Origin of the sequence: Yersinia proxima (genome assembly GCF_902170785.1) — a bacterium.
GTDB classification, from domain to species: domain Bacteria; phylum Pseudomonadota; class Gammaproteobacteria; order Enterobacterales; family Enterobacteriaceae; genus Yersinia; species Yersinia proxima.
This window is the reverse complement of sequence record NZ_CABHYG010000004.1, coordinates 898,402-922,487: the sequence shown is the minus strand read 5'-3', so window position 1 is coordinate 922,487 and position 24,086 is coordinate 898,402. Positions and strand designations below refer to the sequence as shown.

Here is a 24,086-nt window from a genome sequence, read left to right as displayed (position 1 = left end):
ACATCCTTATTAGCCATTTTTATTTATTACAGCGAGCAGGAAACACAGCCTTCAACTTCCGTGCCCTCAAGCGCCATCTGACGCAGTCGGATGTAATAAATGGTTTTAATCCCTTTCTTCCAGGCATATATCTGCGCTTTATTGATATCGCGGGTCGTGGCGGTATCGCGGAAAAACAGAGTCAGTGACAGTCCCTGATCGACATGCTGGGTCGCTTCGGCATAGGTATCGATGATTTTTTCCGGCCCGATTTGATAAGCATCCTGATAATATTCAAGATTATCGTTGGTCATATAAGGCGCGGGATAATACACCCGGCCAATCTTGCCTTCTTTGCGGATCTCAATTGGAGAGACAATCGGGTGGATGCTGGAGGTCGAGTGATTGATATACGAAATAGATCCAGTCGGAGGTACCGCCTGTAAGTTCTGATTATAAATCCCGTGCTCCATCACGGACTGGCGCAGAGCTGCCCAATCTTGTTGATCCGGAACGGAAATACCTGCTTGGGCAAATAGCCCACTCACTTTAGCTGTTTTAGGTTGCCAGCTTTGCTCGATATATTTGGTGAAATAGTGACCCGAAGCATAAGTCGATTGGTCGAAACCTTTAAAGCGACTGTCGCGTTCGATCGCCAACTGATTGGAGGCGCGGATGGCATGATATGCCACGGTGTAGAAATAGATATTGGTGAAATCCAGTGCTTCTTCTGAGCCGTAAAAAATACGTTCGCGCGCCAGATAGCCGTGCAGATTCATCTGCCCGAGGCCAATGGCATGGGATTCCTGATTACCTTTTTCAATTGATGGCACTGAGCGGATATGGCTCATATCAGAGACGGCCGTCAGCCCGCGAATAGCGGTTTCAATCGATTTACCAAAGTCTGGTGAATCCATGGTGTGGGCTATATTCAGTGAGCCAAGGTTACAGGAGATATCCTTGCCAATATGGCGATAGCTAAGGTCGTCGTTGTATTCGGTTGGTGAATTAACCTGCAAAATTTCCGAGCACAGGTTACTCATATTAATCCGGCCTTTGATCGGGTTGGCCCGGTTCACAGTATCCTCAAACATCATATAGGGATAACCGGATTCAAATTGGATCTCTGCCAGTATCTGGAAAAACTCGCGCGCTTTAATTTTGCTTTTACGGATGCGCTTATCATCAACCATCTCGCGGTATTTTTCACTGACACTGATTTCAGACAGAGGAACGCCGTAAACCTGTTCTACGTCATAAGGCGAAAACAGGTACATTTCTTCATTATTCTTCGCCAACTCAAAAGTAATATCAGGGATAACCACACCGAGTGACAGGGTTTTAATCCGTATTTTTTCATCGGCATTTTCGCGTTTGGTGTCGAGAAAACGCAAAATATCCGGATGGTGAGCATGGAGATAGACCGCCCCGGCCCCCTGGCGTGCGCCCAGTTGATTGGCATAGGAAAAAGCATCTTCCAACATTTTCATGATAGGGATGACGCCAGATGACTGATTTTCAATGCGTTTAATCGGCGCGCCGACTTCTCGAATATTCGTCAGCAGGAAAGCGACACCGCCGCCACGTTTAGATAATTGCAGTGCCGAGTTAATGGAACGACCAATGGACTCCATATTGTCTTCAATGCGCAGCAGGAAGCAGGAGACTAGCTCACCGCGCTGTTTCTTGCCGCAATTGAGGAAGGTTGGTGTGGCGGGTTGGAAACGGCCAGTAATGATCTCTTCGACTAAATCTCGCGCAACTTGCTGATTACCCGCAGCTAATGTCAGGGCAACCATACAAACACGGTCTTCATAGCGCTCCAGATAGCGTTTGCCATCAAAGGTTTTCAGGGTATAGCTGGTGTAGTACTTAAACGCGCCAAGGAAAGTTGGGAAGCGAAACTTTTTGCTATAGGCTTGTTGGAATAAGCTCTTGATAAAGCTGAAGTCATACTTTTCCAGCACTTCTTTTTCGTAGTATCCCTCTTCCATCAGATAATCGAGTTTTTCCTGTAAATTATGGAAGAACACCGTGTTTTGATTCACGTGTTGCAAGAAATATTGCCTTGCAGCCAGGCGGTCTTTATCAAACTGGATACGCCCATCGGCATCATAGAGGTTCAACATCGCATTCAGTGAGTGATAGTCAAGTTCACTGCTGGATGAATCGGTGATTCTCAGTTCTGTCGTTGCCAAAATTCAGTTACTCCCTTGCGCACGTTTGCCACATCTTCTGCTGTACCCAGTAGTTCAAAGCGATACAGATAAGGAACCTGACATTTTTGGGAAATAATTTTCCCCGCCAGGCAATAGGCGTCGCCAAAATTAGTGTTACCCGCAGCAATCACACCGCGAATCAATGAACGGTTATGGGGATCATTGAGAAACCTAATCACCTGGATAGGCACCGCGCCGACCGGGCTGCCTCCGCCATAACTGGGTACTAACAAAATATAGGGCTGCTCTATCCGTAACTTTTCCCGCGCCCCCGCAATGGGAATACGTATTGCCGGTAGCTCCAGCTTCCCGACAAAACGGTGGGTGTTCTCCGAAGAACTAGAGAAATACACCAACGGATTCATTTTTTGGCCCTCATCAGGCACTGACTGCCTGAGCCAACGCGCTTATTTTGTCTGGGCGGAAACCAGACCAATGTTCATCACCTGCAACAATCACCGGAACCTGCTGATAACCAAGAGATTTAACGTGGTTTAACGCCTGTGAGTCTTCAGTTAAATCAATAACCTGATAAGTGATCCCTTGTTTATCGAAAGCGCGATAGGTTGCATTGCACTGGACACAATCAGGTTTACTGTAAATAATAATACTCATGATTCGTATTCTCACTTTATCTTAAAAAAAGGCACACTTAGCAGATTGTTGGTGTGTCTCGACGACCAGCCCATGATTATCAACCTCGATTTCATTCTCGCGAGTGATAAATTAGATACTATATCTGGTGTTTATTTAATTCAACCACACTATATGTAGTTATTTGCTATGAGTTATGCACAATTGAGAGATGAAGCCGCCAGCACAGGGCTGGCGACAAATTCCAAGGGAGTAAAGGGAGGTAAAATATTTTTTGCCGGGCGGCGATGGGGAAATGCTTACTGACGCAGACTGACAGCTAATCGATTAAATGCATTCATGATGCTGATAGCGAAAGTTAAATCAGAAATCTGAGCATCAGTAAAATGCGCTTTCAATGCATTAAAGGTGCTATCAGGTGTGCCACTGGTGGTGATATGAGTCACTGCTTCCGCCCAATCCAATGCGGCACGCTCATCTTCACTAAAAAGATTGCTGAGTTTCCAGCCCGCGATGACATCCATTTTAGCGTTATCAAAACCATGGTCGCGCAAGAATTTGCCGTGCATATCCAGGCAAAATGCACAACCGTTGATCTGTGATACCCGCATAAAAATCAATTCTATCAGCGTTTTTGGCAACGAACTTTTATCGAGAGACATAGAGGCGCTCACCAGCGCTTTGTAGGTAGTCGGTGAGAGTTCGGAAAAATACAGACGTTGTTCAACCATGATATGTACCTATGATGTTGGCCCTTCAATAAGCCGCTACTCTAGCAACACCATGACCTATACTATAGGGCCATAAATGACTTATTTTAGTGGGCCATGATGAAGATGTTTTCACATCTGCTTAAGCTGGATCGCCAACATAACGAACCGGTATATCGCCAGATTTATCAGCGTATTAAAGATGCAATTGTGCAGGGCACTTTGCTACCGGATACGCGCTTGCCTTCGGTGAGGGTGCTGGCCAGCGAAGTGGGTGTGGCGCGGGGAACGGTGGAAAATGCCTATGCCCAACTGATTGCTGAAGGTTTCTTGCAAAGCCGCGGGCAGGGGGGGACTTATGTTTCAGCTCAATTACTCGATGCGCCTCTATCACCATTGAAAATTGTAGAACCAGACGAACAACCGGTAGTGATTAATCATTCTCTCTCGGCTGATCGTATGATGGCACGCCCTTTCCAGCTGGGGCTACCCGCGTTGGATGCTTTTCCACGCGCGCAATGGGGGCGACTCATCACCAAACAGGTACATAATCTGACCATCACCTCACTCGGGCACCCTCCCGCCGCTGGATTACCGGCGTTACGTGAAGCAATTGCCCATTATTTGCAGTTATCTCGTGGTTTCAGCTGCCAACCTGAGCAGGTATTTATTTGCTCAGGTTATCAGTCGGTACTGGATCTAGTGGTTAATACGGTATTGAAGCCGGGAGATAGCGGTTGGCTGGAGAACCCCGGCTATCCTGCCACGCAGCAATTGATTCGTGAGGCCGGGCTTATTTCGCATCCGGTCAATGTGGACAGCGATGGTATGGATGTGATGGCTGCTATCCATGATTGCCCCAATGCTCGCTTTGCTATTATCACGCCAGCGCATCAAAGCCCGTTGGGGGTTGCACTCAGCTTAGCGCGGCGCATTGCACTGCTGGAGTGGGCTGCGCAACAGCAGTCATGGATTATTGAAGATGATTATGACAGCGAGTTTCGCTATCAGGGGCGGCCGCTTCCCCCGTTAAAGAGCCTGGATAGACATGGGCGAGTGCTGTATGCCGGGACTTTCAGTAAAGTGATGTTTCCGGCACTGCGGCTGGCTTATCTGGTAGTGCCACCTGAGCAAGTGGCTGTTTTTAACCACCGTTGCCAACTGCGTAGCTGTGCCAGCCCGCCACTGATACAGGCCAGTGTGGCGGAGTTTATTGGTCAGGGGCACTTTTACCGTCATCTTAAACGTATGCGCCATTTATATGCTGAGCGCCGTGAAATATTGGCCGCCAGCCTTATGCGCCAGCTGGCGGGAGTTGTTGAGGTTGAACAGCAGGCGGGTGGCATTCAATTATTGGCGCGGTTGGATAAGCGTTTTTCTGACAGTATTGTTGCCGCGCGGGCACAACGCCAGGGGCTGGCGGTTGAAGCAGTATCAAATTGGGCATTAGAAAAAAATAGCCGGGTGGATAATGCACTGCTGATGGGATTTACCAATTTTGTTTCTGAAGCTGAGGTTGATAAACAGGTGTCAAAGCTGGCAAAGGTAATTTTAGCGGGGGGGTGACAATGAAAATTATTGGGGCTTATAAAAATCGTTTGGCGTTATAAAAACATGGCCCGCAGTGAATATCACTCGGGCCACCGATAAGCAAACAGCAAAAACTACAGTAGACACAGCAATGAGGGAGCTGTCAGTTTATCGGCGAACAGATATCAGCGGCGGGCCAGCAGCACACCCAGTACCAGGCCTATGGCAGCACCAATACCGACACCTTGCCAAGGTTTGTCATGCACATAATTATCAGCATTACCGGCAACATCACGTGCGTGCTGTTTCAAGCTAGTGGAGCCGCTAAAACGCGCTCGTGCATCACGTAATACACCTTCAGCATTGTGGCGCACCTTGGCCAGCTCTTCTTTTGTTTTGTCGCCCGATGAGCGTAAAACATCGTCGAGAGTATCTGCCAGAAGGGTCACGTCCTGATCGAGATCTCTTGCTACTTTTTCTGATTTCTTGAACATTTGACTCTCCGTTTTGCTTGATGAACATTAAGCGTAGACCATCACAGCAAGGAGCAATCAGCTTCAGGAGTAATCCGAATAGGTTATAAATAGTCAGAACATGCTTTGTACATTTGGTTACTCAGCGAAACCAATCACTCACGGAAAGAAAAAATCCATTCCTCTATGATTCTTCCAACGGCTCCACCGGGGGCTTAGCGAAACAAACTCTGAGGATTTTAAAATGAAAAAAGTATTAGCGCTGATCGTTGCTGCAACCATGGGTCTGTCTTCTGTTGCTTTCGCTGCCGAAACAACTGCGGCCGCTACAGCAGCACCAGCTGCAACCAGCACTACTGCTGCTCCAGCCGTAGAAAAAGCTGCACCAGCTAAAGCAACGCATCATAAAAAACACAAAGCGACTAAACAAACTACCGAACAAAAGGCACAAGCTGCTAAAAAAGCTGTGAAAAAAGCACCGGCTCAAAAAGCACAGGCCGCTAAAAAAGCTGTGAAAAAAGCACCAGTTCAAAAAGCACAGGCTGCTAAAAAACACGTGAAAAAAGCACCAGCACAAAAAGCACAAACCGCTAAAAAACACCACAAAACTGCTAAAAAATCAGCTACAGCTCCAGCTGCATAATAACGCCGGAATGCGGGCGACATCGCTCCGCACAGTCTAGCCAATTCCAGACACCCGGTTATACCGGGTGTCTTTTTTTATAGGCTAACCATCATGATCAATCGCTATTTGTTCGAACTGATTTTCAGTGTGATGACTCTGTGTGGTGTATTACTCGCCTGTGCGCTGTTCCTCACTGATTCTGTTATTTAATCTCAGTGCAAAATATGCAGTTGCTGAAGATAAGTGATTATTTGTTGAACTGTCTGCTGATGTAATTTCTCTCTTTCAACTGCCGGTGTTGCACAAATAAAGGCTTCTCCTTCTTCTGCCAAAATAGCACTCGCCGCCGGTTTACATAGCGGCAGAAAATCAAAATGCCCACTATTGGTTAATGTTACAGCGGAAATACCTGGCTGATTCAGTTGTTTTACCCATGTTGCACCGCCCAGATTCAGGGATTCACTCGGTGAAATAAAATAGTCAGCGTTGATCAGCAGCAGTGGAGCGCTTAAGTTAAGCAGGCTGCTTTTTTGGTAAAAAGGAACCATCCCCGGATCTAACGCAATCGCAAAACGCAGGCGTTTATCGGCATAATTTCCTTCCAATTTCTTCGCGGACAACTGGTCTAACTTCACGCCAGCACGGGTATAAAACTGGCAATTAGGTTGGTCAGGTTGTTGCTGGCAGCTTGCAATAAAATGCGAGCGGGAAAGTGTAGCTCCTAATGCCGCGATAGCACTGTAGCCCCCTTTTGAATGGCCTATCACCCCGATGGCTTGCTCATCTAAGGCTGACTTCCAGCGCGGGTCTGACAGTAATGCACTGATGATAAAAGAGATATCTTCAGTTTGTAACCATAATTGAGCCGATTGTGCGGGGATTGAATCCCCGGTGGTACTGCCCGGATGATTGGCGGCTACCACCACCATACCTTGCTGCACCAGCTTATCGGCCAACCACGCCAGGCTGGTATTGTTGCCGCCACTGCCATGACTGAGTACCACCAACGGGAATTTACCCTCAGCAAGGGGGGCGTTGGGTAAAACAGAAATGCCCCGGAAAACGGCAGTATCACTTAGCAAGTGGGTTTCCCCTTGATCAGCCGTGGGGTAGTAAATGATGCCATCAAGCTGGCGATGGCGTGGGAGGTCATTGAATGAAACATGAGTTATTGCTGTTTGCCAGCTGTAACCGGTCAGTGGAAAAAACAGCAGAAAGCAGAGAGACAAAAATGTAGTTTTCATGGTGTAACATCCTGATTGATTGGGTTTCCCATGACCGTAGCGAGTCATAAATTCTGTTGCGACCTCGATCATGATCCAGTCCCTGATCCTGCTTGTTTTCAATCATCTGGCTGTCTACACTGCAAAACAGCTATTCACGATATCTATTTGTTAAGGCAATGGTATGCCGCTGATCCCGGTCTCTTTTCTACTGTCTTTATTATGTTTTGGTCTGTTTTTTTATTTGATTAGAGCCCATCGACAAGGCGTTTTCCTGCTGCTGTTATTGCTGGTTTGTGCATTACAAAGTGCTCTGATTGGGTTGCGCTATGGTTATCACCTGACTCTGTTTAATGGCCTACAACCGATAGTTGCCATGACTATCCCGCCACTGACCTATTTAGCTTTATTAAGCACCGCGAAAGGGAATGTGGGGATGGGGCAATGGTGGAAACACTGCCTGGCACCTATTGGCACCGTGGTTTGCGTATGGCTGGCACCACAGTGGCTCGATGCGGTCGTGATTATCAGCTATTTGCTATATGGCGTGGCAGTACTGCTTTATCTGCGCCCCGGGGAGGATCGCTTACAGCAGGTATCGTTAGAAAAAAGTTGGCTCAGCTATCGCTTATGGCTACTGATGGCTCTTTTGCTAATGGGGTCTGGGGTGGGCGACATCATTATCAGTGTGGACTATGCCTTTTTTGCCGGAAATCAAGCAGGGGTGATAGTCAGTATCAGCAATCTATTGATTACATTGGTAATATGTTACACGTTATTCACCAGTGCTCATCGTGCGGAACCTGTCATTGAGGCACTGGCAGATGATAAGCCGGAGAGCGAACCGCTGGACGAATTGTTCTCGACTATTTTATCGGCCCTAAAACACCATGATCTGTATCTGGACAGTCAACTCAACTTATCTAAGTTGGCACGTAAAGTCGGGGTGCCCGCGCGAAAAGTGTCACAGGCGATTAATCAGCAAACCGGGCAAAATGTCTCGCAATATGTCAATCAGTTGCGCATTGAACAGGCAGCGCAGTTATTGGCGACAACCGAGCTGCCGGTGATCGATATTATGTTGGAGGCAGGGTTTCAAACTAAATCTAACTTCAACCGTGAGTTTATGCGGGTCAAGGGGATGACTCCCTCGCTGTGGCGTGAGCACCAGCAGGCGCGGAATAATAAGTAAATAATATTTTATTATACATATTTGATTCAGCCTGAAAGCTGATCGGCGTATTGTGAGAATATGTTCTTTTTTGTTTGAGCTTTGTTTATGTCTGCTGATTCAGCCCCTGCGGTGGTGAATAGTGCGCCACTTAGCACTCGCCAAATCAATAAACGTATCCTCTCGATTGTTATTTTTACTTTCGTTTGTTACCTGACAATTGGCCTGCCGCTGGCGGTATTACCTGGTTTTGTCCATAACCATTTGGGTTACAGTTCACTGCTGGCCGGTTTGGTTATCAGCGCCCAATATTTTGCTACTTTGGTTAGCCGCCCACATGCCGGACGATATGCAGATTTATTAGGGCCAAAAAAAGTTGTGTTATTCGGTTTGAGCTGCTGCGGGATTAGCGGGATATTCTGCGGCCTGGCTTTTTGGCTGGATAACCTGCCATTAATCAGTGTGTTGATGCTGGTGGTTGGCCGCTTTTTTCTGGGGGTAGGCGAAAGTTTTGCCAGTACCGGTTCGACTTTATGGGGTATGGGCGTCGTGGGATCAATCCATACGGCGCGGGTGATTTCCTGGAATGGTGTGGCAACTTATGGCGCAATGGCGATAGGTGCCCCGCTTGGCGTTTATCTTAATCTGCACTGGGGATTAGCGGGCATCGCCTGGCTTATCTGCCTGGCCGTGCTGTTGGCGCTAGTGTTCGCCAGCCGTAAAGCAGCGGTTTCGGTGGTAACGGGCAAGCGTATTGCCTTTCGCGCGGTGCTGGGGAAAATCTGGCTTTACGGTTTGGGGCTGGGTTTCGGTACCGTGGGTTTCGGGGTAATTGCTACCTTTATTACACTATTCTATGCCGACAAAGGGTGGGGCGGTGCCGCATTCTCCCTGACTTTGTTTAGTGTCGCATTTGTCGGTATCCGCTTGTTATTCAGCAACAGTATTGATCGCCACGGTGGTTTGAAAGTAACAGCGGTTTCCTTTTTGATAGAAATCGCCGGTTTGTTACTGATTTGGGGGGCAGGAGCACCCTGGATGGTTCAAGTCGGTGCATTTTTGGCCGGAGCCGGTTTCTCGCTGGTCTTTCCTGCCTTGGGCGTTGAGGCTGTTAAACAAGTGGAACCGCAGAATCAGGGCACCGCGCTTGGCACCTATTCTGCCTTTCTTGATTTGGGGCTCGGGATTACCGGTCCATTGGCGGGGTTGGCTATTGGTCAATTCGGCATACCGGCAATTTATCTGGGGGCCGCCTTGATGGTGGCCTTCGGGGTATTGCTCACCTTGCGGTTATTACAGCAACAACAGCGTCGGGATAATGTCGCCCGGCTTGATGGCGTGTAGACTATTCCGAAATAGTCGCTTTGAGCCAATAAATACGTGGTTTCCCTTATTTATTACGGTAAGGTCGCTCAATAGTAGTCAAAAAGAGGGGAAATAAATGTATTTACGGCCAGATGAAGTGGCTAGGGTTTTGGAGAATGCCGGTTTTGAGCGGGATTATACTGTTGATCAGGCTTACGGTTATCGGAAAGCGGAGCATTACGTTTATGTCAACCGGGAGGCTCGCATGGGCAGGACAGCATTGGTTATCCACCCGGCGCAAAAAGATAAAAGTTTGTTGTTTGCCACACCGACGGCAACACTTCGCATCAGTGACAAATATCTGGAGTTTCCGCTTTATCTCGCGGGAGAAACAGAAGATCGCTACGGTATTGCCCACGGCTTTAGTTCAAGGGAAATGTTATTACGCTACCTGAACAGTATGTTCCCGTAATTTTTACCCATCTTTGCCGCCATTAATTTCATCGCGCCGTAATGTCATCATCAATGCAATACGGCGTCAGCTTCCTGATTAAATTGCAGATTATAATTGCGGCGAAATTGTGCTAATTCAAAGGCATCTAAATCCAGTTCAGCAAAATAAAATAAAGCCGCTTCAGTATGTTCAGCAGTGAGTATGGGGGAAATATGCGAACGAATAAGTGTATTTCGCCATTGCATCACATTTTCATCGGAAGGATCTTTGATAAAGGTTTGGTAGATAAAGACCAGATAAGCTGCCTTTCTGACATCTTCGGCATAGCCATTGCTGGTGGAGCGAATAAACATTTGTGTTTGACGCTGCCCCATCTCTTGCAGCATGGATTCAATATAAATCGGTTTTATCTTCAGTAAATTAGCCAGTGTATCCACAGACTTGCGGGTATCTGAAGTCATTACACGATAACCCACAATAAAAACTACAATTAAAACAGCAATAATTATCCACGTCATGTCGTGTTTCTTTGCGCCATTAAAGGTGAAATTGACAACATAAAACTATCTGGCTGCTCAGTCGTCGCTATCGATAAATCAACGAAATTTTTACTGATTATCGCCACTAAAATTATCGCTGTTTTTCTGCTGATTATTCAGATGATGATTAAATGCTGCGGCCTCTTTCGCCAATGCGTCAAGGTGCGCGCCCAGCATTTTGATCTGCCTGACCAGTGAATGTTGTTCGGGTAATGTATTTGCTGTGTTGAGCTTCCTCAGCAGCATATCATTTTTAGCCCGCAATGCGGCTTCTCGTGCTTTTGACTGCTCCAGCTCATGTTGCAGCGCGTTATAGCTTGCCTGCCATGTCTGATGTTGCTTCTCAAAAGTTGACTGCAACTCACTCATTGCATTAAGAAACTTTACTTCAATCTCACGCATTGTCATTGCTTTTCCTTTATGACGGCTTCCGATTTTCAGTGGCAGTATAGCGAAGTCTGAGCATAACCTCATCCGCTAGAATGTGTCTTTCATTGCAACGTGCAGCAATACAACTGTGATTGTTTTATCATAATTTTTTGGCATCTTTCATCAATGTGCGAAATAAATAAGCCTTGCTATTAATATCTCAGCATGCGTTAATAGCTTCATCGGTTTGTAGTACAGACCTATTTATGTAAGCCATTTAAGTAAAGTAGTTCCTAGTTAAAGCGATATTTTTAGACATCACTTCTCCGACGAATTTCCTTCTTTAGTGCCCCCATAAGTAACTCTTGATAAGCAGACCTCAATTGCCACATGTTGGCACAAAATAATGAAGGAAATACCTCTATGTCTAATAAAATGACTGGTTTAGTAAAATGGTTTGATGCTGGTAAAGGTTTTGGTTTTATTTCTCCTGCAGACGGCAGCAAAGATGTATTCGTACATTTCTCTGCAATCCAGAGCAATGATTTCAAAAGTCTTGATGAAGGCCAGAAAGTAGAGTTCAGCATCGAGCAAGGCCAGAAAGGCCCTTCAGCTGTAAACGTAGTCGCACTGTAATTTATACAGTCATAAGAAAACCTCGCTATATAGCGGGGTTTTTTACTTTCTACGGTTTATATAATTTTATTCTTATAAGATAGTGACGCTAATTATATTTAAACTGTCGCCGATATACCGCAGGCGTAATACCCACTATTTGGCGAAATGCATTTCTAAAACCTTCAATCGTCTGAAATCCACAATACTCCGCAATGCCAGCAATATTAATCTGATCCCTTTCCAGTAACGCCTTCGCTTTGTGCATTCTCTCGTGTTGTAGCCATATTTTAGGTGTTTGACCGGTAGCTGCGCAAAAATGTCGCACAAAGGTTCTTTCACTAAGCGCCAATTCGGCAGCCATCTGGTTGATGGTCCAATTTTGGTCTAACTGTCCACGCACTCGCTCCATCAGTTTTGCCATATCCCGATGGGATGCTTTAGCGACCGGTGTAGGAATAAATTGCTGTTGCCCGCCACGGCGTTGTGGGGCCATGACTAATCGCCGTGCTACCTGATTGGCGACTTGGGCACCAAAATCACGGGTTATCAGGTGCAAGCAGGCATCTATTCCGGCACTGCTACCTGCTGAGGTGATAATTTGCCCTTCATCGACATACAGCACATTCGCATCGACATGAATATCGGGATAGCGTTGCGCCAAATAGTCGGTATAGCGCCAATGAGTGGTGGCGCTTTTGCCGTGCAATAATCCCGCCGCTGCCAGCACAAAAACACCGGAACAGATAGATATAATACGCGCGCCGCGTGCAGTTGCTCGTTGCAAAGCCTCTGTAAGTGCTGTTGGAGGGGGAGCGTCAGGACTGCGCCAGCCGGGAATAACAATAGTTTTAGCTTGTTCCAGTAAATCCAACCCGGCATCCACGTGAATGTGTAGACCACCATTGGCCGTAGAAATGTGTTTATCCACACCAACCACTTGATGCTGATACCAAGGGAAATCAAATTCTGGGCGAGCCAGACCGAATATTTCCTGCGCAATACCAAACTCAAACAAGCATAGACCATCATAAGCCAAGGTAGCGACCAGACCTGGCTCTTGTTTCACACTCCCGATGGCTGAATGATTCATTGGCGTATCTCAGTGGTTTATTGTCATTTCTGCCACTGTAATCGGCTAGCACCATTTCATAAAGTGATGCTTAGGATTATTTAACGGAGAAATCATATGAGTAGTTTAGTTAGTCAGATTCCACCCGCATCTCCAGAGCGGGCATTGCAGCACTTTTCTCAGCGTTTGGCATTTGAAACGGATTGTTCAGATGTTTACTCCAGCCAGCAACAGGGGACTGTGGACTTTGTTTTGGTGGATGTACGTAGTGAGGCTACATTTGCGTCGGCACATGTGCCTGGATCTATCAATATTCCCCATCGATTAATGACGGCAACTTTGCATTCTCATTACCCAATGGACACGCTATTTGTGATTTATTGTGCTGGGCCGCACTGTAATGGTGTTCATCGTGCCGCAGTCAATCTAAGCCAGCTTGGCTACGCGGTTAAAGAGATGATAGGAGGGGTGATAGGGTGGCGTGATGAGGGGCTACCTTTGGTGGGTTCCACGAATGAAAATGCAGATGTGGTTAGTTGTGGTTGTTCTATTTGAGTTTGGCTTTGTATCCCTCGTATCATTGTCATTACCGCTATTATTCTTGGCACTCATAACGCGTTAGCTGGTAGAGTAATAGCGGTTTTATTCATTGCAGGAATTCTGTATGCGCTCTGTTTATCTGTGGGTGATCGTGGTGGCGGTTGGTGTCACGGCGTTCGTATCGCAGCTCAGTTTCTTTTTTATTGAACCGCAGGTGGATGTTAGCGAGGGCAAAGTTTTGGTGCTCAAGCGAACACCTAAGATGGCTTTTATTGATAGCCCGCGGGGTTATTGTCAGCGCGAATACCCAACTGAAGACGCCACTCGTTGTGAATCGAGAGTTCTTCCCCCGCTATTGGATAGCACTCGTGCTATTTATGAACTGCCATTTAGTGATTATTTTTACGAAATGACGTATCAACCCCTCCAGTGAGTTTTCCGGTAAATGGCCTTGATTCTGACGGATAGGCAGTAGATTAAGATTTTTAATATAAGTCACGGTTAAATAGTTTCACTATTTTAATATTTATAACATAAAGGAGTGGATTGTGAATTGGACGGAGGTCTTGATATCTGCTGGTATTGCTGCGGCTTTAGGCGTTATTACAACAGGATTACGCAACAGAAATAAATTGGGCAAGTTAGGCGCTATTTTATGGGTTATTATCCCCATTATTGTTGGGAATATCATTTATTACCATTATATTAATCCGAATGGGCTTCGAAGCAATGATAGAGCGCAGATAGAGCGTTCATTTGAAGGTTATCCTGTCTTCCAAACACTGAAACAGCAAGAGCCTGCCCTTTATACTCAGTTGATTGACAACTTCCTCAAATCAAAGAAAGAAGGACATTCTGAGCAACAACTGATTGATGAAATGAAGCAGACTGTCTCAGGCCTAATCGTACAACGAATTCGACATGCACCCGATAAAGACGTTATCGATTATATGAATATTATCCTGGAAGAATTGCGTTATTATCAGGCCAATCATCGCAGCGAACATCTTTGTTTCAAGGCATTATTTCCACAAGTGAGTGGGGGCGTTAATGCTACAAAAGCTCTACCTAAAGAGTTGCAATTACGTGATTTAGATTCGATTAATCGCCTGTTTGAAATTTCCGCTGGTGGCGTAATAAATCCGGAAAATCAAGAGTATAAAAACAAACTCAATACTATTGTGGCGCAAATGAAACAGCAGTATGGCAATGATTTACAGATGTTCTCAAACCCAGCGAGCCCTGATGTTGATCGTGAAAAGATCTGCGACATGTCCATTGATATGTACAGCCAAATATTGAAACTTCCCCCAGGTGATGCAGGCGCTATTTTACGTTCAATGTTGGGGGGCGAATAAAAAATAGTCGATTTAAGATTAATCATTAAAGGCATTTCTATACTCAGGAATGTCTACTAAATCACTCTCTTCTCCCTTATATTATGGTAAGTTTCAATCAGTGGATACTGATCCTCGGTTGGGATTTACCTTATTATTGGCCATTCTTTCTGATTGTTTTAAATAAATAATAATATCTAAAGGGATTCACATGTCATTTATCACCTTGATTAAATCCCCTTAACTAGTAAGCAGCCTAATCAATAGGTTGAGTCTCTTGGTAAGCCCTGACTAATAGGTAAGTCTATTATTAATCCACTCTTTAAAGATTATTTCAAGCCTTTTAAGCTCTCTATTTTTTGTGACTTTTTTAGATATAGATCAATTTTATTTTTAATCTATTTTATTTCTACCTTGGATTTTTTTGATTTGCCTCATCTAAATCTGACATTTGTCACATAAATGCTTTAAATATCTAATAATTGAGCAGAAAATTGGTCATTAATGCTAAATAAGGTGCACGTTACCCATATTAATGTTTAGTGCTACGCTTAATTACTTGTTGAATCTTTGTCTGACAGGCAATGCCCTATATTCGCTAGCTAATTTATCAAAGGATGATTCATGTCTAAACGTCTATGGCTCCGAAATACCTTGCTGACAGCCGCTCTATTAAGTGCTTTTTCTGTTCCAGTCAGTGCTGCAACGCCAACTCACACACTACAACTGGCTATTGGTGACGAGCCAACCGAAGGTTTTGACCCCATGCTAGGTTGGAGTCATGGCAGTTATCTGCTGCTGCACAGCCCGTTACTCAAACAAAATGAAGATCTCAGTTGGAATGGTTTTTTACTTAGCGATTATAAAACCAGTGATGATGGCAAAACCTGGACTCTGACACTCAAACCAGATCTTAAATTCTCCGACGGCTCGCCTTTGACCGCCAAAGATGTGGCGTTTACCTACAACAATGCGGCTGCCAGCGGCGGCAAGGTTGATATGGGTAACTTCGTCAGTGCAGAAGTCATTGACCCTCTTAATGTTCGCATTCAATTGAAAGCGCCACAAAGCACCTTTGTGAACGTATTGGGCTCACTGGGGATTGTTTCAGCGGATAAATATGATGCTAAAACCTATGCGCAAAAACCTATTGGTGCCGGCCCATACCGCTTAGTGAGCTTCCAACCGGGTCAACAAATGATTGTCGAAGCAAACCCTTATTATGCGGGCAACAAAAATGATTTCGACAAGCTGATTTTTGTGTTCCTGGATGAAGACAGCGCTTTTGCGGCCGCGCAAAGTGGGCAGTTAGGCGTAGTTCGTATTCCTCCGTCTATGGCGGTTGGCCAGGTTAATAACATGAAATTATGGGTCAGGCCGAGTGTGGAAAACCGGGGCATTGTGTTCCCTACCACGCCAGCGGGTAAAAAGGATGCACAGGGTTACCCAATTGGTAATGATGTCACCGCCGATGTCGCGATTCGTCGCGCGATTAACTACGCCATTGACCGCCAACTGCTGGCTGACCAAATCATGGAAGGCCATGCTATTCCTGCCTATAGCGGCGTGCAGGGGTTGCCATGGAATAATCCGGACTCAGCCATCAAAGATGGTGATATTGAAACAGCCAAACAGATATTGGAGCAGGCTGGCTGGAAGTTGAACAGCGCGGGTATAAGAGAGAAAAATGGTGTTCCGGCTAAAATCACACTTTGGTATGCCAGCGGTGATACCACTCGCCGCGACTTAGCGCAGGCGGTACGTTCCATGCTCAAACCTATCGGTATTGAGGTTGATTTGAAATCCGGTAGCTGGGAAACGGTAGAACGGAATATGCACGCCAACCCGACCTTGTTTGGTTGGGGCAGCCTTGACCCGATGGAGTTGTATCACCACTACAGCAGCAAAGCGGCGGGGGTGGAATATTATAATCCGGGCTACTACCAGAACCCGGTGGTGGATAAACATCTGCAACAAGCGCTGGATGCCAAAACTTGGGAGCAAGCCGTGCCATTTTGGCAACAAGTGGATTGGGACGGTACCACCGGTACCGGTATTCGGGGCGATGCGGCATGGGCATGGTTATTGAATATCCAGCATACGTATCTGGCCAATAATTGTGTCGATTTAGGCAAAGGTGCGCCGGAAATCCACGGCTCATGGTCACTGCTCAATAGCCTCGATAGCTGGAAATGGACCTGTCAGTAATGAAGGGGATTTCGCTATTTACCCTGCGTTTAGCTTGCCTGCTGCTGGTCACGGCAGTAGGCACCTTTACGCTACTGAGTTTCTCTCCCGTTGACCCAATACGCGCCTATATCGGCAGTGATTTACTGCATGTGCCACCGGAGCAGTACCCACTGATTGCTGCACGCTGGGGGCTGGATTTACCTTTGTGGCAGCGTTTTCTACATTGGTTTACCCAAGTATTACAAGGGGATTTCGGTTATTCGATGTTATATAACGCGCCGGTCTCGCAAGTTATCGGAGAGCGTTTTACTACCTCGTTCGCATTGCTATTTTCGGCATGGTTATTCTCTGGCATTGTCGGGTTATTACTAGGGTTGACGGCGGGGCGCTACCTTAACCGCTGGCCGGATCGTGTTATCTCGAGCCTGTCCTATTTATTAGCCTCATTGCCGACTTTCTGGATTGGTTTATTACTGCTGTCATTATTTGCAGTGAAACTGAACTGGGCGCCGATTTGCTGTGCGTGGACTCCCGGAAGTAATGCTGAAACAGCCAGTTGGAGTGACAAACTGCATCATCTTATTCTGCCAATGCTGGCGTTAGGATTACTGGGTGTCGGTAATATTGCGCTGCATACCCGTGCTCGGGTGGCTGAAGTGATGAACAGTGAATTTATTCGTTATGCACAAGCGCAGGGAGATAAAGGGTGGCCCTTGGTCAATTTCCATATTTTGCGTCATGCCATTACCCCCGCGCTGTGTCTGCAATTTGCCTCGGTAGGCGAATTGTTAGGTGGATCTTTATTAGCGGAGAAAGTTTTTGCTTACCCAGGGTTGGGGCAGGCGACCATTGATGCCGGGTTACACGGCGATATTCCGTTATTGATGGGGATTGTGATGTTTTGCGCCATCTTGGTCTTTTGTGGTAACAGCATCGCCAATGCCCTGTTACACCGCTTGAACAGGGGGGCCGCGCGGCAATTATGACTTATAACCCAAACCGAGCTTTATTCCGGCTTTTTGTTTCCTTAGCGCTATTAGCCACATTGGTTGTTTACGGATGGGCAATATACCCCATTGAAATTCCAATGGATTTAATGGCCCGCCGCCAGCCGCCGTCACCGGCTTATTGGTTTGGCACCGACAGCTTAGGGCGTGATCTGTGGTTGCGCTGTTTTCAGGGAATGACTACCAGTCTGCAAATCGGCTTGATTGCAGCCTTTGCCAGTGGGGTGTTGGCGATGCTTACTGCCAGCTTATGTTCAATAAATAAAACGCTGGATTATCTGATCCGCGGATTAATTGACAGTATGCTGGCCTTACCGCATTTACTCTTATTGGTACTGATCTGTTTCACTTTGGGGGGAGGGAAGCACGGCGTTATTTTGGCGGTGGCATTAACTCACTGGCCAAAACTGGCCTTGATTTTACGCGCTGAGATTTTACGTATTCGTGAAACTGATTATGTGATGCTCTCACATCGCTTAGGTAATAGTAATTTTTACCGTTGGCGTCATCATCTGCTACCGTTATTACTACCACAATGGATTGTTGGCACGCTGCTGATGTTCCCCCATGCGGTGTTACACAGTGCGGCACTGAGTTTTTTAGGGTTTGGGTTGTCGCCTCATGAACCGTCGTTGGGGATTTTATTGGCCGATGCACTTCGTTATCTGAGCAGTGGTGCATGGTGGCTGGCATTTTTCCCAGGTCTGATTTTGGTCGGGTTGGTACTGATATTTGACCAGTTTGCCCGAGCACTGCAACAACTGTGGGTGAGGATAGCCTGATGCTGAGATTTTCAAGGTTTGCCATTGATGTTGCCCATTATCGCTGGCTAGGTCGGAAAAACTGGCACCCTTTGCTGAATAATATTTCTTTGGAAGTAAACCCAGGGGAATTGGTCGCGTTGGTCGGGGGGAGTGGTGAAGGGAAGAGCCTGTTACTGCAAAGTGTATTGGGCTTGTTACCAGAAAACATGCGTTGCCGTGGTGAGATTATTCTGGATGGAGAAGTTCTGTGCGCCCAAGATAAAATTGAACGGCGCGGCAAAACCTTATGTTATGTCCCGCAAGGGGTTAGCGCCCTGAATCCTCTGATAAAAGTGGGGTCACAGATGACCCGAGCCGCCCAACTCAGCGGGGTAAAATTGCGACTGGAAGATGTCGCGCTGCAACTGCAAACCTACAATCTCGCACCGGGGTTGGTCCATGACTTCCCGCGACAACTCTCTGGCGGTATGGCAAAACGAGTGCTGACCAGTTGTGCAACCCTAACTAATGCTCGTTATATTCTGGCGGATGAAGTGACTTCATGGCTTGATGATGAGCATGCTTGCCAGTTATTGACCCATTTACGCGCTTTTTGTCAGCAAGGGCGCGGTATTTTATGGGTCACTCATGACTTAGCTCTGGCGGCGCGCTTTGCCGATAAGATTGCGGTATTACATAAAGGTGAATTGCACGAAACATTGAGTGCTGAAGAGCTGAAAAATAACGGCGGTAGCCCGTGGTTACAATCGCTCTGGGCGGCCTTGCCGGAGCAGCAATTTGTCAGCCAGAAAATGTCACCGGCGGAGGTGGCTGAATATGTTTAGTGTCGATAATCTGACCATTGAACAAGGGGGGAAACGGCTGTGGGATTCGGTCTCATTTTCGCTGAAGCCGGGGGAGCGATTGGGGATTTCCGCACCCAGTGGTTTTGGCAAAACCACCTTAGGGCGAGTATTAGCACAATGGCAATCGGCAACATCTGGGCAAATTCTAATCGGCGGTGCACCACTGGCTAAAAAAGGTTATTGCCCGGTTCAATTAGTACCTCAGCACCCTGAACAAAGTTTCAATCCTTACCGGACAACCGGCGAGAGTTTGCACGATGCCTGGCGACCCGATACACAATGGTTTGAACGAATGGCTATAAACCCGGTTTGGCTAAAACGCCGACCTGATGAATTATCTGGCGGGGAACTCGCGCGAATTGCTCTGCTGCGCGCCCTGGACCCGCGGACCTGCTATTTAATTGCCGACGAAGTTACCGCACAACTTGATGCTCATATTCAGGCTCAAATTTGGCAAGTGTTATTGGAGGAAGCAGCTCGTCGGCCGTTAGGCCTAATTGTTTTCAGTCATAATAAATCTTTATTGGAAAAGGTGTGCTCACGTATATGGATACCTGAGCGAGAGAGTGAAAAGCCTCTTTATCCACGGCCAGTGGTTAAGCCTCATCTTGGTTTGGCGATGATAAAAACAGGATAGATCCAATGATAATTAATTAGAGATAAATAAAATCTTAACAATAAAATAATAATGTGACGTGATAATGGCTCTCCGGATAAGTTGTTTTTTAGTGATGTCATATTATAAATGTATTGATTGAGATCATATTACTCTTAAATAGCTAAAAATAGACATGCGCCAAATAAGGTAATAAGAATTAACACAGCGGCCAGATAACTTTACACCGACGGGCTATGAGTTGGTGAGTATATATTCGTGGTAAATTTAAACTCAGTTATTGATATGAGATTAAGGTGAGTTTGTGTTTTATACCCTATTATGGGTGTTTGAGTTTCCTTGTGGTTTGTACTGATTATTTATTTATTTTTTTTGCATGGATTATCGATGTTAACTCTCCACTGACTTTATTTGCGATAAATATAAACTCACTACCATTTCGATTTATCTTGTTGATTTTGTTTGTTTTTTTTAAATATTTTCATTGTTTTATATAGTCATTTTTATTAAATTTGCAATTAATGATGAATTTTTCCGTTTTTGGTCTATATTGATCATAGACGATTTTTTATAGTAATTGGTTGATTTAACGGTATCTCTATTACAAAAAAACATACTGAAGTCAGGTGTTAAATAAAGGGATTCGGTAGCTATGGCATTAGCTATAGAACGCAAACGATTAATTAGTTCTTCACTATATTTTTTACTGTGGATAAGCGCAGTAATGCTTTTCTATTTTAGTAAAAAAATATTAATAAACACTATTTCATGGTTGCTTGAGATAACTAAAAGCGGTAAAAAATACCTATCCGAAAAAATCATCATACAAATAAACTTAACGGGATAATGCCCTATGCCCTGTCGCAGCTATCTGCGATGGGAATGGATAATGCTCGTCGTTTTTAGCCTGTTCGCGATATTAAAGGTTACAGGATAAATATCTGGCAGCAGATTGATGGTAATTAAAATGTAAAGTCAGAATTCAAACGAAGAATCTCACAAGATATACAGGAGGATACGCTTCAATTCTGAAATATTCTCATTTAACAGGCGTCAAAAACCTACTTTTATCAGCAATAACAAGGGATAACCTTTATAGGCAAGGCAAGTTATAAGGCTAGTAGGTTGTTTTTCTCACTTTCACTTTCTTAACCAGATACAGGAGGGCTTATGCAGCTCACCCCAAGAGAAGTTGAAAAGCTCATGATCTACACGCTGTCTGATGTGGCGTTCAAACGCAAAGCGCGTGGCTTGAAACTCAATTATCCGGAAGCCGTTTCTATTATCACAGTGACTGCAATGGAAGGGGCCAGAGATGGCAAATCCGTAGAGGATGTGATGAAAGAAGCCAGTAAAGTTCTCACAAAAGATGATGTGATGGACGGGGTGGCTGATCTGATTCCGAATGTTCAGGTCGAAGCAATTTTTACTGACGGTAGCCGTTTGGTCACGGTGCACGACCCTATCAAATGAGTGACGGCAACATGCGAGTAAAAACCTGAACTGAATTTTGCAGAGGATCAAAGCATGAGCGCAAAGAAAAGCACTAAAGATAATGCAGAACAAAATACTCCATTGGGTGGTTGCATTTTAGCCGATACACCGATCACCTTTAATGAAAACAAACCCGTTACCAAAGTGAAGGTTCGCAATACCGGTGACCGGCCAATTCAGGTGGGTTCACATTTCCACTTCTTTGAAGCTAACCGGGCACTGGAGTTTGACCGTGCTGCGGCTTACGGAAAAAGGCTGAATATCTCTTCAACAACCGCCATCCGTTTTGAACCTGGTGATGAAACCGAAGTTCCGCTGATTCCTTTTGGTGGCAAGCAAACACTGTATGGTTTTAACAACCTGGTGGATGGTTGGACCGGTGAAGGCGTCGTTCCCAATAGCGAACGTCCGGATAAGCTAGAGGCTATTCGTCGTGCGGCTGAGCGTGGTTTCAAATCGTCTAAATGACACCTTATCTAACTAAAAATCATCGAAATTCGCATACGTGTAATTGGCTATAACCAATAGATTTCAAGTTTCAGGAAGGCGGCAAACGAGAGAGTTCCGATGAGCTTACACAGGTAAGTGATTCGGGTGAGCGAGTGTAGCTAACACACCTGCAACTTGAAAGATGAAGGTTACACGTACCGGAAAAAGAAAGGAGCGACAGATGCCTCAAATTTCTCGGCAAGAATACGCGGGTCTATTTGGCCCAACGACTGGCGATAAAATCCGTTTGGGTGACACCAATCTGTTTATCGAAATCGAAAAAGACCTGCGTGGATATGGTGAAGAGTCGGTTTACGGTGGGGGCAAGTCATTGCGTGACGGGATGGGCGCGAATAACCATCTGACCCGCGATAACGGTGTACTGGATTTAGTCATAACCAACGTCACTATCGTTGATGCTCGTTTAGGGGTTATCAAAGCCGACGTCGGTATCCGTGATGGTAAAATTGCCGGTATCGGTAAAAGTGGTAACCCAGGGGTGATGGATGGCGTGACTCCCGGCATGGTCGTGGGCGTAAGCACCGACGCTATTTCCGGTGAGCATTTGATTCTGACCGCCGCCGGTATTGATAGCCACATTCACTTAATCTCCCCACAACAGGCTTACCATGCACTCTCTAATGGCGTGGCAACCTTCTTTGGTGGTGGGATTGGCCCAACCGACGGTACTAACGGGACCACAGTTACACCTGGCCCTTGGAATATTCGTCAGATGTTGCGCTCAGTTGAAGGCCTGCCAGTCAACGTGGGTATTCTGGGTAAAGGTAACTCTTATGGCCGCGGCCCGCTGTTGGAACAGGCGATTGCCGGTGTTGTCGGCTATAAAGTTCACGAAGACTGGGGTGCGACAGCTAATGCCCTGCGCCATTCATTACGGATGGCGGACGAAATGGATATTCAGGTTTCCGTACATACCGACAGTTTGAACGAATGTGGTTATGTAGAAGATACCATTGATGCCTTCGAAGGCCGCACCATCCATACCTTCCACACCGAGGGTGCGGGCGGGGGCCATGCGCCGGATATCATCCGTGTTGCCAGCCAGCCTAACGTACTACCAAGTTCGACTAACCCAACCCTGCCATACGGGGTTAACAGCCAGGCCGAACTGTTCGACATGATCATGGTGTGTCATAACCTCAACCCGAATGTGCCTGCTGACGTCTCCTTTGCCGAAAGCCGCGTGCGCCCGGAAACCATCGCGGCAGAAAACGTTCTGCACGATATGGGGGTTATCTCCATGTTCTCCAGTGACTCACAAGCCATGGGGCGTGTTGGGGAAAACTGGTTACGTGTAATGCAAACGGCTAACGCAATGAAAGCATCACGCGGCAAATTGCCAGAAGATGCGCCGGGTAACGATAACTTCCGCGTCCTGCGCTATGTGGCAAAAATCACTATTAACCCAGCGATTGCACAAGGTGTCAGTCATGTCATCGGTTCAGTTGAAGTGGGCAAAATGGCCGATCTGGTGCTGTGGGATCCGCGCTTCTTTGGTGCAAAACCTAAGATGGTTATCAAAGGCGGCATGATCAACTGGGCGGCAATGGGTGATCCGAACGCCTCATTACCAACCCCACAACCGGTGTTCTATCGTCCAATGTTTGGCGCAATGGGTAAAACCATGCAAGACACCTGCGTCACCTTCGTTTCTCAGGCCGCGCTGGATGATGGCGTGAAAGAGAAAGCCGGGCTGGATCGCCAGGTTATTGCGGTTAAAAACTGCCGTACCATCTCTAAACATGACCTGGTGCGTAATGACCAAACACCAAACATTGAAGTGGACCCTGAAACCTTTGCGGTGAAAGTGAATGGCGTACATGCCACCTGTGAGCCTATTGATACAGCGTCGATGAACCAACGTTATTTCTTTGGTTAATAAGAGCTTTGGTTAATAAGGGCTTT

26 protein-coding genes are annotated in these 24,086 nt (G+C 46.2%); 17 read left to right on the top strand and 9 right to left on the bottom strand.

Annotated elements, in window-relative coordinates; genetic code table 11:
- Positions 1–26: 26 nt before the first annotated feature.
- The 4 genes from nrdE to FTB31_RS06295 all read right to left on the bottom strand — a co-directional run bounded on the left by nrdE (position 27) and on the right by FTB31_RS06295 (position 3,523).
- Positions 27–2,177 carry a class 1b ribonucleoside-diphosphate reductase subunit alpha gene (nrdE, locus tag FTB31_RS06310; protein WP_227731225.1) on the bottom strand — a complete coding sequence of 717 codons (2,151 nt, stop codon included), beginning with the start codon at positions 2,175–2,177 and terminating at the stop codon, positions 27–29.
- Positions 2,159–2,563, bottom strand: a complete 405-nt coding sequence (gene nrdI / locus FTB31_RS06305; RefSeq protein WP_050076553.1) for a class Ib ribonucleoside-diphosphate reductase assembly flavoprotein NrdI — start codon at positions 2,561–2,563, stop codon at positions 2,159–2,161. Before nrdI ends, nrdE begins: the two co-directional genes overlap by 19 nt.
- A gap of 13 nt (positions 2,564–2,576) precedes the next feature.
- Complete coding sequence (locus tag FTB31_RS06300; protein WP_077173652.1) at positions 2,577–2,813, bottom strand: redoxin NrdH; 237 nt, start codon at positions 2,811–2,813, stop codon at positions 2,577–2,579.
- A 278-nt stretch (positions 2,814–3,091) separates the two neighbouring features.
- Positions 3,092–3,523, bottom strand: a complete 432-nt coding sequence (locus tag FTB31_RS06295; protein ID WP_019082114.1) for a carboxymuconolactone decarboxylase family protein — start codon at positions 3,521–3,523, stop codon at positions 3,092–3,094.
- A gap of 96 nt (positions 3,524–3,619) precedes the next feature.
- Here FTB31_RS06295 and pdxR point away from each other — a divergent pair, with 96 nt between their 5' ends.
- The gene (gene pdxR, locus FTB31_RS06290) at positions 3,620–5,068 is read left to right on the top strand and encodes a MocR-like pyridoxine biosynthesis transcription factor PdxR (protein ID WP_227731224.1); all 1,449 of its coding nucleotides are present in this window, start codon (positions 3,620–3,622) and stop codon (positions 5,066–5,068) included.
- Between the two features lie 149 nt (positions 5,069–5,217).
- Here pdxR and FTB31_RS06285 read toward each other — a convergent pair whose 3' ends face one another.
- Positions 5,218–5,526 carry a DUF883 family protein gene (locus FTB31_RS06285; RefSeq protein WP_019082116.1) on the bottom strand — a complete coding sequence of 103 codons (309 nt, stop codon included), beginning with the start codon at positions 5,524–5,526 and terminating at the stop codon, positions 5,218–5,220.
- Between the two features lie 223 nt (positions 5,527–5,749).
- Between FTB31_RS06285 and asr the strand changes: the two genes are divergently transcribed.
- A complete protein-coding gene (asr, locus tag FTB31_RS06280; protein ID WP_227731223.1) occupies positions 5,750–6,148 on the top strand; it encodes an acid resistance repetitive basic protein Asr in 399 nt (132 codons plus the stop codon).
- A gap of 194 nt (positions 6,149–6,342) precedes the next feature.
- On the opposite strand, the gene FTB31_RS06275 is transcribed toward asr, so the two are convergent.
- On the bottom strand, positions 6,343–7,446 hold the full coding sequence (locus FTB31_RS06275) for an alpha/beta hydrolase family protein (RefSeq protein WP_077173654.1): 1,104 nt from the start codon (positions 7,444–7,446) through the stop codon (positions 6,343–6,345).
- 91 nt (positions 7,447–7,537) lie between these two features.
- Between FTB31_RS06275 and FTB31_RS06270 the strand changes: the two genes are divergently transcribed.
- The 3 genes from FTB31_RS06270 (at position 7,538) to FTB31_RS06260 (ending at position 10,301) form a co-directional block, all read left to right on the top strand.
- Positions 7,538–8,545, top strand: a complete 1,008-nt coding sequence (locus tag FTB31_RS06270) for a helix-turn-helix domain-containing protein (protein WP_227731222.1) — start codon at positions 7,538–7,540, stop codon at positions 8,543–8,545.
- Positions 8,546–8,632: 87 nt separating this feature from the next.
- Entirely contained in the window at positions 8,633–9,868 is a 1,236-nt protein-coding gene (locus tag FTB31_RS06265) for an MFS transporter (protein WP_227731221.1), read from the top strand.
- Between the two features lie 97 nt (positions 9,869–9,965).
- The gene (locus FTB31_RS06260) at positions 9,966–10,301 is read left to right on the top strand and encodes a DUF2002 family protein (RefSeq protein ID WP_005173008.1); all 336 of its coding nucleotides are present in this window, start codon (positions 9,966–9,968) and stop codon (positions 10,299–10,301) included.
- A 50-nt stretch (positions 10,302–10,351) separates the two neighbouring features.
- On the opposite strand, the gene FTB31_RS06255 is transcribed toward FTB31_RS06260, so the two are convergent.
- Positions 10,352–10,801 (bottom strand): DUF1198 domain-containing protein, encoded by a 450-nt coding sequence (locus tag FTB31_RS06255; RefSeq protein ID WP_050076502.1) that lies wholly within the window; start codon positions 10,799–10,801, stop codon positions 10,352–10,354.
- A 90-nt stretch (positions 10,802–10,891) separates the two neighbouring features.
- Positions 10,892–11,230, bottom strand: coding sequence for an MbeD/MobD family mobilization/exclusion protein (locus tag FTB31_RS06250; protein ID WP_050076501.1), 339 nt, complete (start codon positions 11,228–11,230; stop codon positions 10,892–10,894).
- 384 nt (positions 11,231–11,614) lie between these two features.
- Between FTB31_RS06250 and cspE the strand changes: the two genes are divergently transcribed.
- The gene (gene cspE, locus FTB31_RS06245; RefSeq protein WP_050076499.1) at positions 11,615–11,827 is read left to right on the top strand and encodes a transcription antiterminator/RNA stability regulator CspE; all 213 of its coding nucleotides are present in this window, start codon (positions 11,615–11,617) and stop codon (positions 11,825–11,827) included.
- An 88-nt stretch (positions 11,828–11,915) separates the two neighbouring features.
- Here cspE and ftrA read toward each other — a convergent pair whose 3' ends face one another.
- Positions 11,916–12,899, bottom strand: a complete 984-nt coding sequence (gene ftrA / locus FTB31_RS06240; RefSeq protein ID WP_050076497.1) for a transcriptional regulator FtrA — start codon at positions 12,897–12,899, stop codon at positions 11,916–11,918.
- A 96-nt stretch (positions 12,900–12,995) separates the two neighbouring features.
- Here ftrA and FTB31_RS06235 point away from each other — a divergent pair, with 96 nt between their 5' ends.
- The 11 genes from FTB31_RS06235 (at position 12,996) to FTB31_RS06185 (ending at position 24,060) form a co-directional block, all read left to right on the top strand.
- Positions 12,996–13,433 carry a rhodanese-like domain-containing protein gene (locus FTB31_RS06235; protein ID WP_227729546.1) on the top strand — a complete coding sequence of 146 codons (438 nt, stop codon included), beginning with the start codon at positions 12,996–12,998 and terminating at the stop codon, positions 13,431–13,433.
- Between the two features lie 109 nt (positions 13,434–13,542).
- On the top strand, positions 13,543–13,851 hold the full coding sequence (locus FTB31_RS06230) for a hypothetical protein (protein WP_050076493.1): 309 nt from the start codon (positions 13,543–13,545) through the stop codon (positions 13,849–13,851).
- A 115-nt stretch (positions 13,852–13,966) separates the two neighbouring features.
- Complete coding sequence (locus tag FTB31_RS06225; protein WP_227731220.1) at positions 13,967–14,776, top strand: DNA gyrase; 810 nt, start codon at positions 13,967–13,969, stop codon at positions 14,774–14,776.
- Between the two features lie 603 nt (positions 14,777–15,379).
- Entirely contained in the window at positions 15,380–16,963 is a 1,584-nt protein-coding gene (locus tag FTB31_RS06220) for an ABC transporter substrate-binding protein (RefSeq protein WP_050076490.1), read from the top strand.
- Complete coding sequence (locus tag FTB31_RS06215; protein WP_077173658.1) at positions 16,963–17,931, top strand: ABC transporter permease; 969 nt, start codon at positions 16,963–16,965, stop codon at positions 17,929–17,931. Before FTB31_RS06220 ends, FTB31_RS06215 begins: the two co-directional genes overlap by 1 nt.
- A complete protein-coding gene (locus FTB31_RS06210; RefSeq protein ID WP_077173659.1) occupies positions 17,928–18,734 on the top strand; it encodes an ABC transporter permease in 807 nt (268 codons plus the stop codon). Before FTB31_RS06215 ends, FTB31_RS06210 begins: the two co-directional genes overlap by 4 nt.
- The gene (locus FTB31_RS06205; RefSeq protein ID WP_227731219.1) at positions 18,734–19,540 is read left to right on the top strand and encodes an ATP-binding cassette domain-containing protein; all 807 of its coding nucleotides are present in this window, start codon (positions 18,734–18,736) and stop codon (positions 19,538–19,540) included. The genes FTB31_RS06210 and FTB31_RS06205 overlap by 1 nt, the downstream gene beginning before the upstream one ends.
- Positions 19,533–20,198 (top strand): ATP-binding cassette domain-containing protein, encoded by a 666-nt coding sequence (locus tag FTB31_RS06200; RefSeq protein ID WP_077173660.1) that lies wholly within the window; start codon positions 19,533–19,535, stop codon positions 20,196–20,198. The genes FTB31_RS06205 and FTB31_RS06200 overlap by 8 nt, the downstream gene beginning before the upstream one ends.
- Positions 20,199–21,347: 1,149 nt before the next feature.
- A complete protein-coding gene (locus FTB31_RS06195; RefSeq protein WP_002215288.1) occupies positions 21,348–21,650 on the top strand; it encodes an urease subunit gamma in 303 nt (100 codons plus the stop codon).
- A 54-nt stretch (positions 21,651–21,704) separates the two neighbouring features.
- Complete coding sequence (locus tag FTB31_RS06190) at positions 21,705–22,139, top strand: urease subunit beta (protein WP_019082131.1); 435 nt, start codon at positions 21,705–21,707, stop codon at positions 22,137–22,139.
- Positions 22,140–22,341: 202 nt separating this feature from the next.
- On the top strand, positions 22,342–24,060 hold the full coding sequence (locus tag FTB31_RS06185) for an urease subunit alpha (RefSeq protein ID WP_019082132.1): 1,719 nt from the start codon (positions 22,342–22,344) through the stop codon (positions 24,058–24,060).
- Positions 24,061–24,086 lie beyond the last annotated feature (26 nt).

Bases quoted from the DNA above. Each gene is read 5' to 3' on its own strand.
- nrdI (WP_050076553.1), bottom strand. From the start codon at position 2,563: ATGAATCCGTTGGTGTATTTCTCTAGTTCTTCGGAGAACACCCACCGT.
- FTB31_RS06300 (WP_077173652.1), bottom strand. From the start codon at position 2,813: ATGAGTATTATTATTTACAGTAAACCTGATTGTGTCCAGTGCAATGCA.
- FTB31_RS06295 (WP_019082114.1), bottom strand. From the start codon at position 3,523: ATGGTTGAACAACGTCTGTATTTTTCCGAACTCTCACCGACTACCTAC.
- pdxR (WP_227731224.1), top strand. From the start codon at position 3,620: ATGATGAAGATGTTTTCACATCTGCTTAAGCTGGATCGCCAACATAAC.
- FTB31_RS06285 (WP_019082116.1), bottom strand. From the start codon at position 5,526: ATGTTCAAGAAATCAGAAAAAGTAGCAAGAGATCTCGATCAGGACGTG.
- asr (WP_227731223.1), top strand. From the start codon at position 5,750: ATGAAAAAAGTATTAGCGCTGATCGTTGCTGCAACCATGGGTCTGTCT.
- FTB31_RS06275 (WP_077173654.1), bottom strand. From the start codon at position 7,446: ATGATCGAGGTCGCAACAGAATTTATGACTCGCTACGGTCATGGGAAA.
- FTB31_RS06270 (WP_227731222.1), top strand. From the start codon at position 7,538: ATGCCGCTGATCCCGGTCTCTTTTCTACTGTCTTTATTATGTTTTGGT.
- FTB31_RS06265 (WP_227731221.1), top strand. From the start codon at position 8,633: ATGTCTGCTGATTCAGCCCCTGCGGTGGTGAATAGTGCGCCACTTAGC.
- FTB31_RS06260 (WP_005173008.1), top strand. From the start codon at position 9,966: ATGTATTTACGGCCAGATGAAGTGGCTAGGGTTTTGGAGAATGCCGGT.
- FTB31_RS06255 (WP_050076502.1), bottom strand. From the start codon at position 10,801: ATGACGTGGATAATTATTGCTGTTTTAATTGTAGTTTTTATTGTGGGT.
- FTB31_RS06250 (WP_050076501.1), bottom strand. From the start codon at position 11,230: ATGACAATGCGTGAGATTGAAGTAAAGTTTCTTAATGCAATGAGTGAG.
- cspE (WP_050076499.1), top strand. From the start codon at position 11,615: ATGTCTAATAAAATGACTGGTTTAGTAAAATGGTTTGATGCTGGTAAA.
- ftrA (WP_050076497.1), bottom strand. From the start codon at position 12,899: ATGAATCATTCAGCCATCGGGAGTGTGAAACAAGAGCCAGGTCTGGTC.
- FTB31_RS06235 (WP_227729546.1), top strand. From the start codon at position 12,996: ATGAGTAGTTTAGTTAGTCAGATTCCACCCGCATCTCCAGAGCGGGCA.
- FTB31_RS06230 (WP_050076493.1), top strand. From the start codon at position 13,543: ATGCGCTCTGTTTATCTGTGGGTGATCGTGGTGGCGGTTGGTGTCACG.
- FTB31_RS06220 (WP_050076490.1), top strand. From the start codon at position 15,380: ATGTCTAAACGTCTATGGCTCCGAAATACCTTGCTGACAGCCGCTCTA.
- FTB31_RS06215 (WP_077173658.1), top strand. From the start codon at position 16,963: ATGAAGGGGATTTCGCTATTTACCCTGCGTTTAGCTTGCCTGCTGCTG.
- FTB31_RS06210 (WP_077173659.1), top strand. From the start codon at position 17,928: ATGACTTATAACCCAAACCGAGCTTTATTCCGGCTTTTTGTTTCCTTA.
- FTB31_RS06205 (WP_227731219.1), top strand. From the start codon at position 18,734: ATGCTGAGATTTTCAAGGTTTGCCATTGATGTTGCCCATTATCGCTGG.
- FTB31_RS06200 (WP_077173660.1), top strand. From the start codon at position 19,533: ATGTTTAGTGTCGATAATCTGACCATTGAACAAGGGGGGAAACGGCTG.
- FTB31_RS06195 (WP_002215288.1), top strand. From the start codon at position 21,348: ATGCAGCTCACCCCAAGAGAAGTTGAAAAGCTCATGATCTACACGCTG.
- FTB31_RS06190 (WP_019082131.1), top strand. From the start codon at position 21,705: ATGAGCGCAAAGAAAAGCACTAAAGATAATGCAGAACAAAATACTCCA.
- FTB31_RS06185 (WP_019082132.1), top strand. From the start codon at position 22,342: ATGCCTCAAATTTCTCGGCAAGAATACGCGGGTCTATTTGGCCCAACG.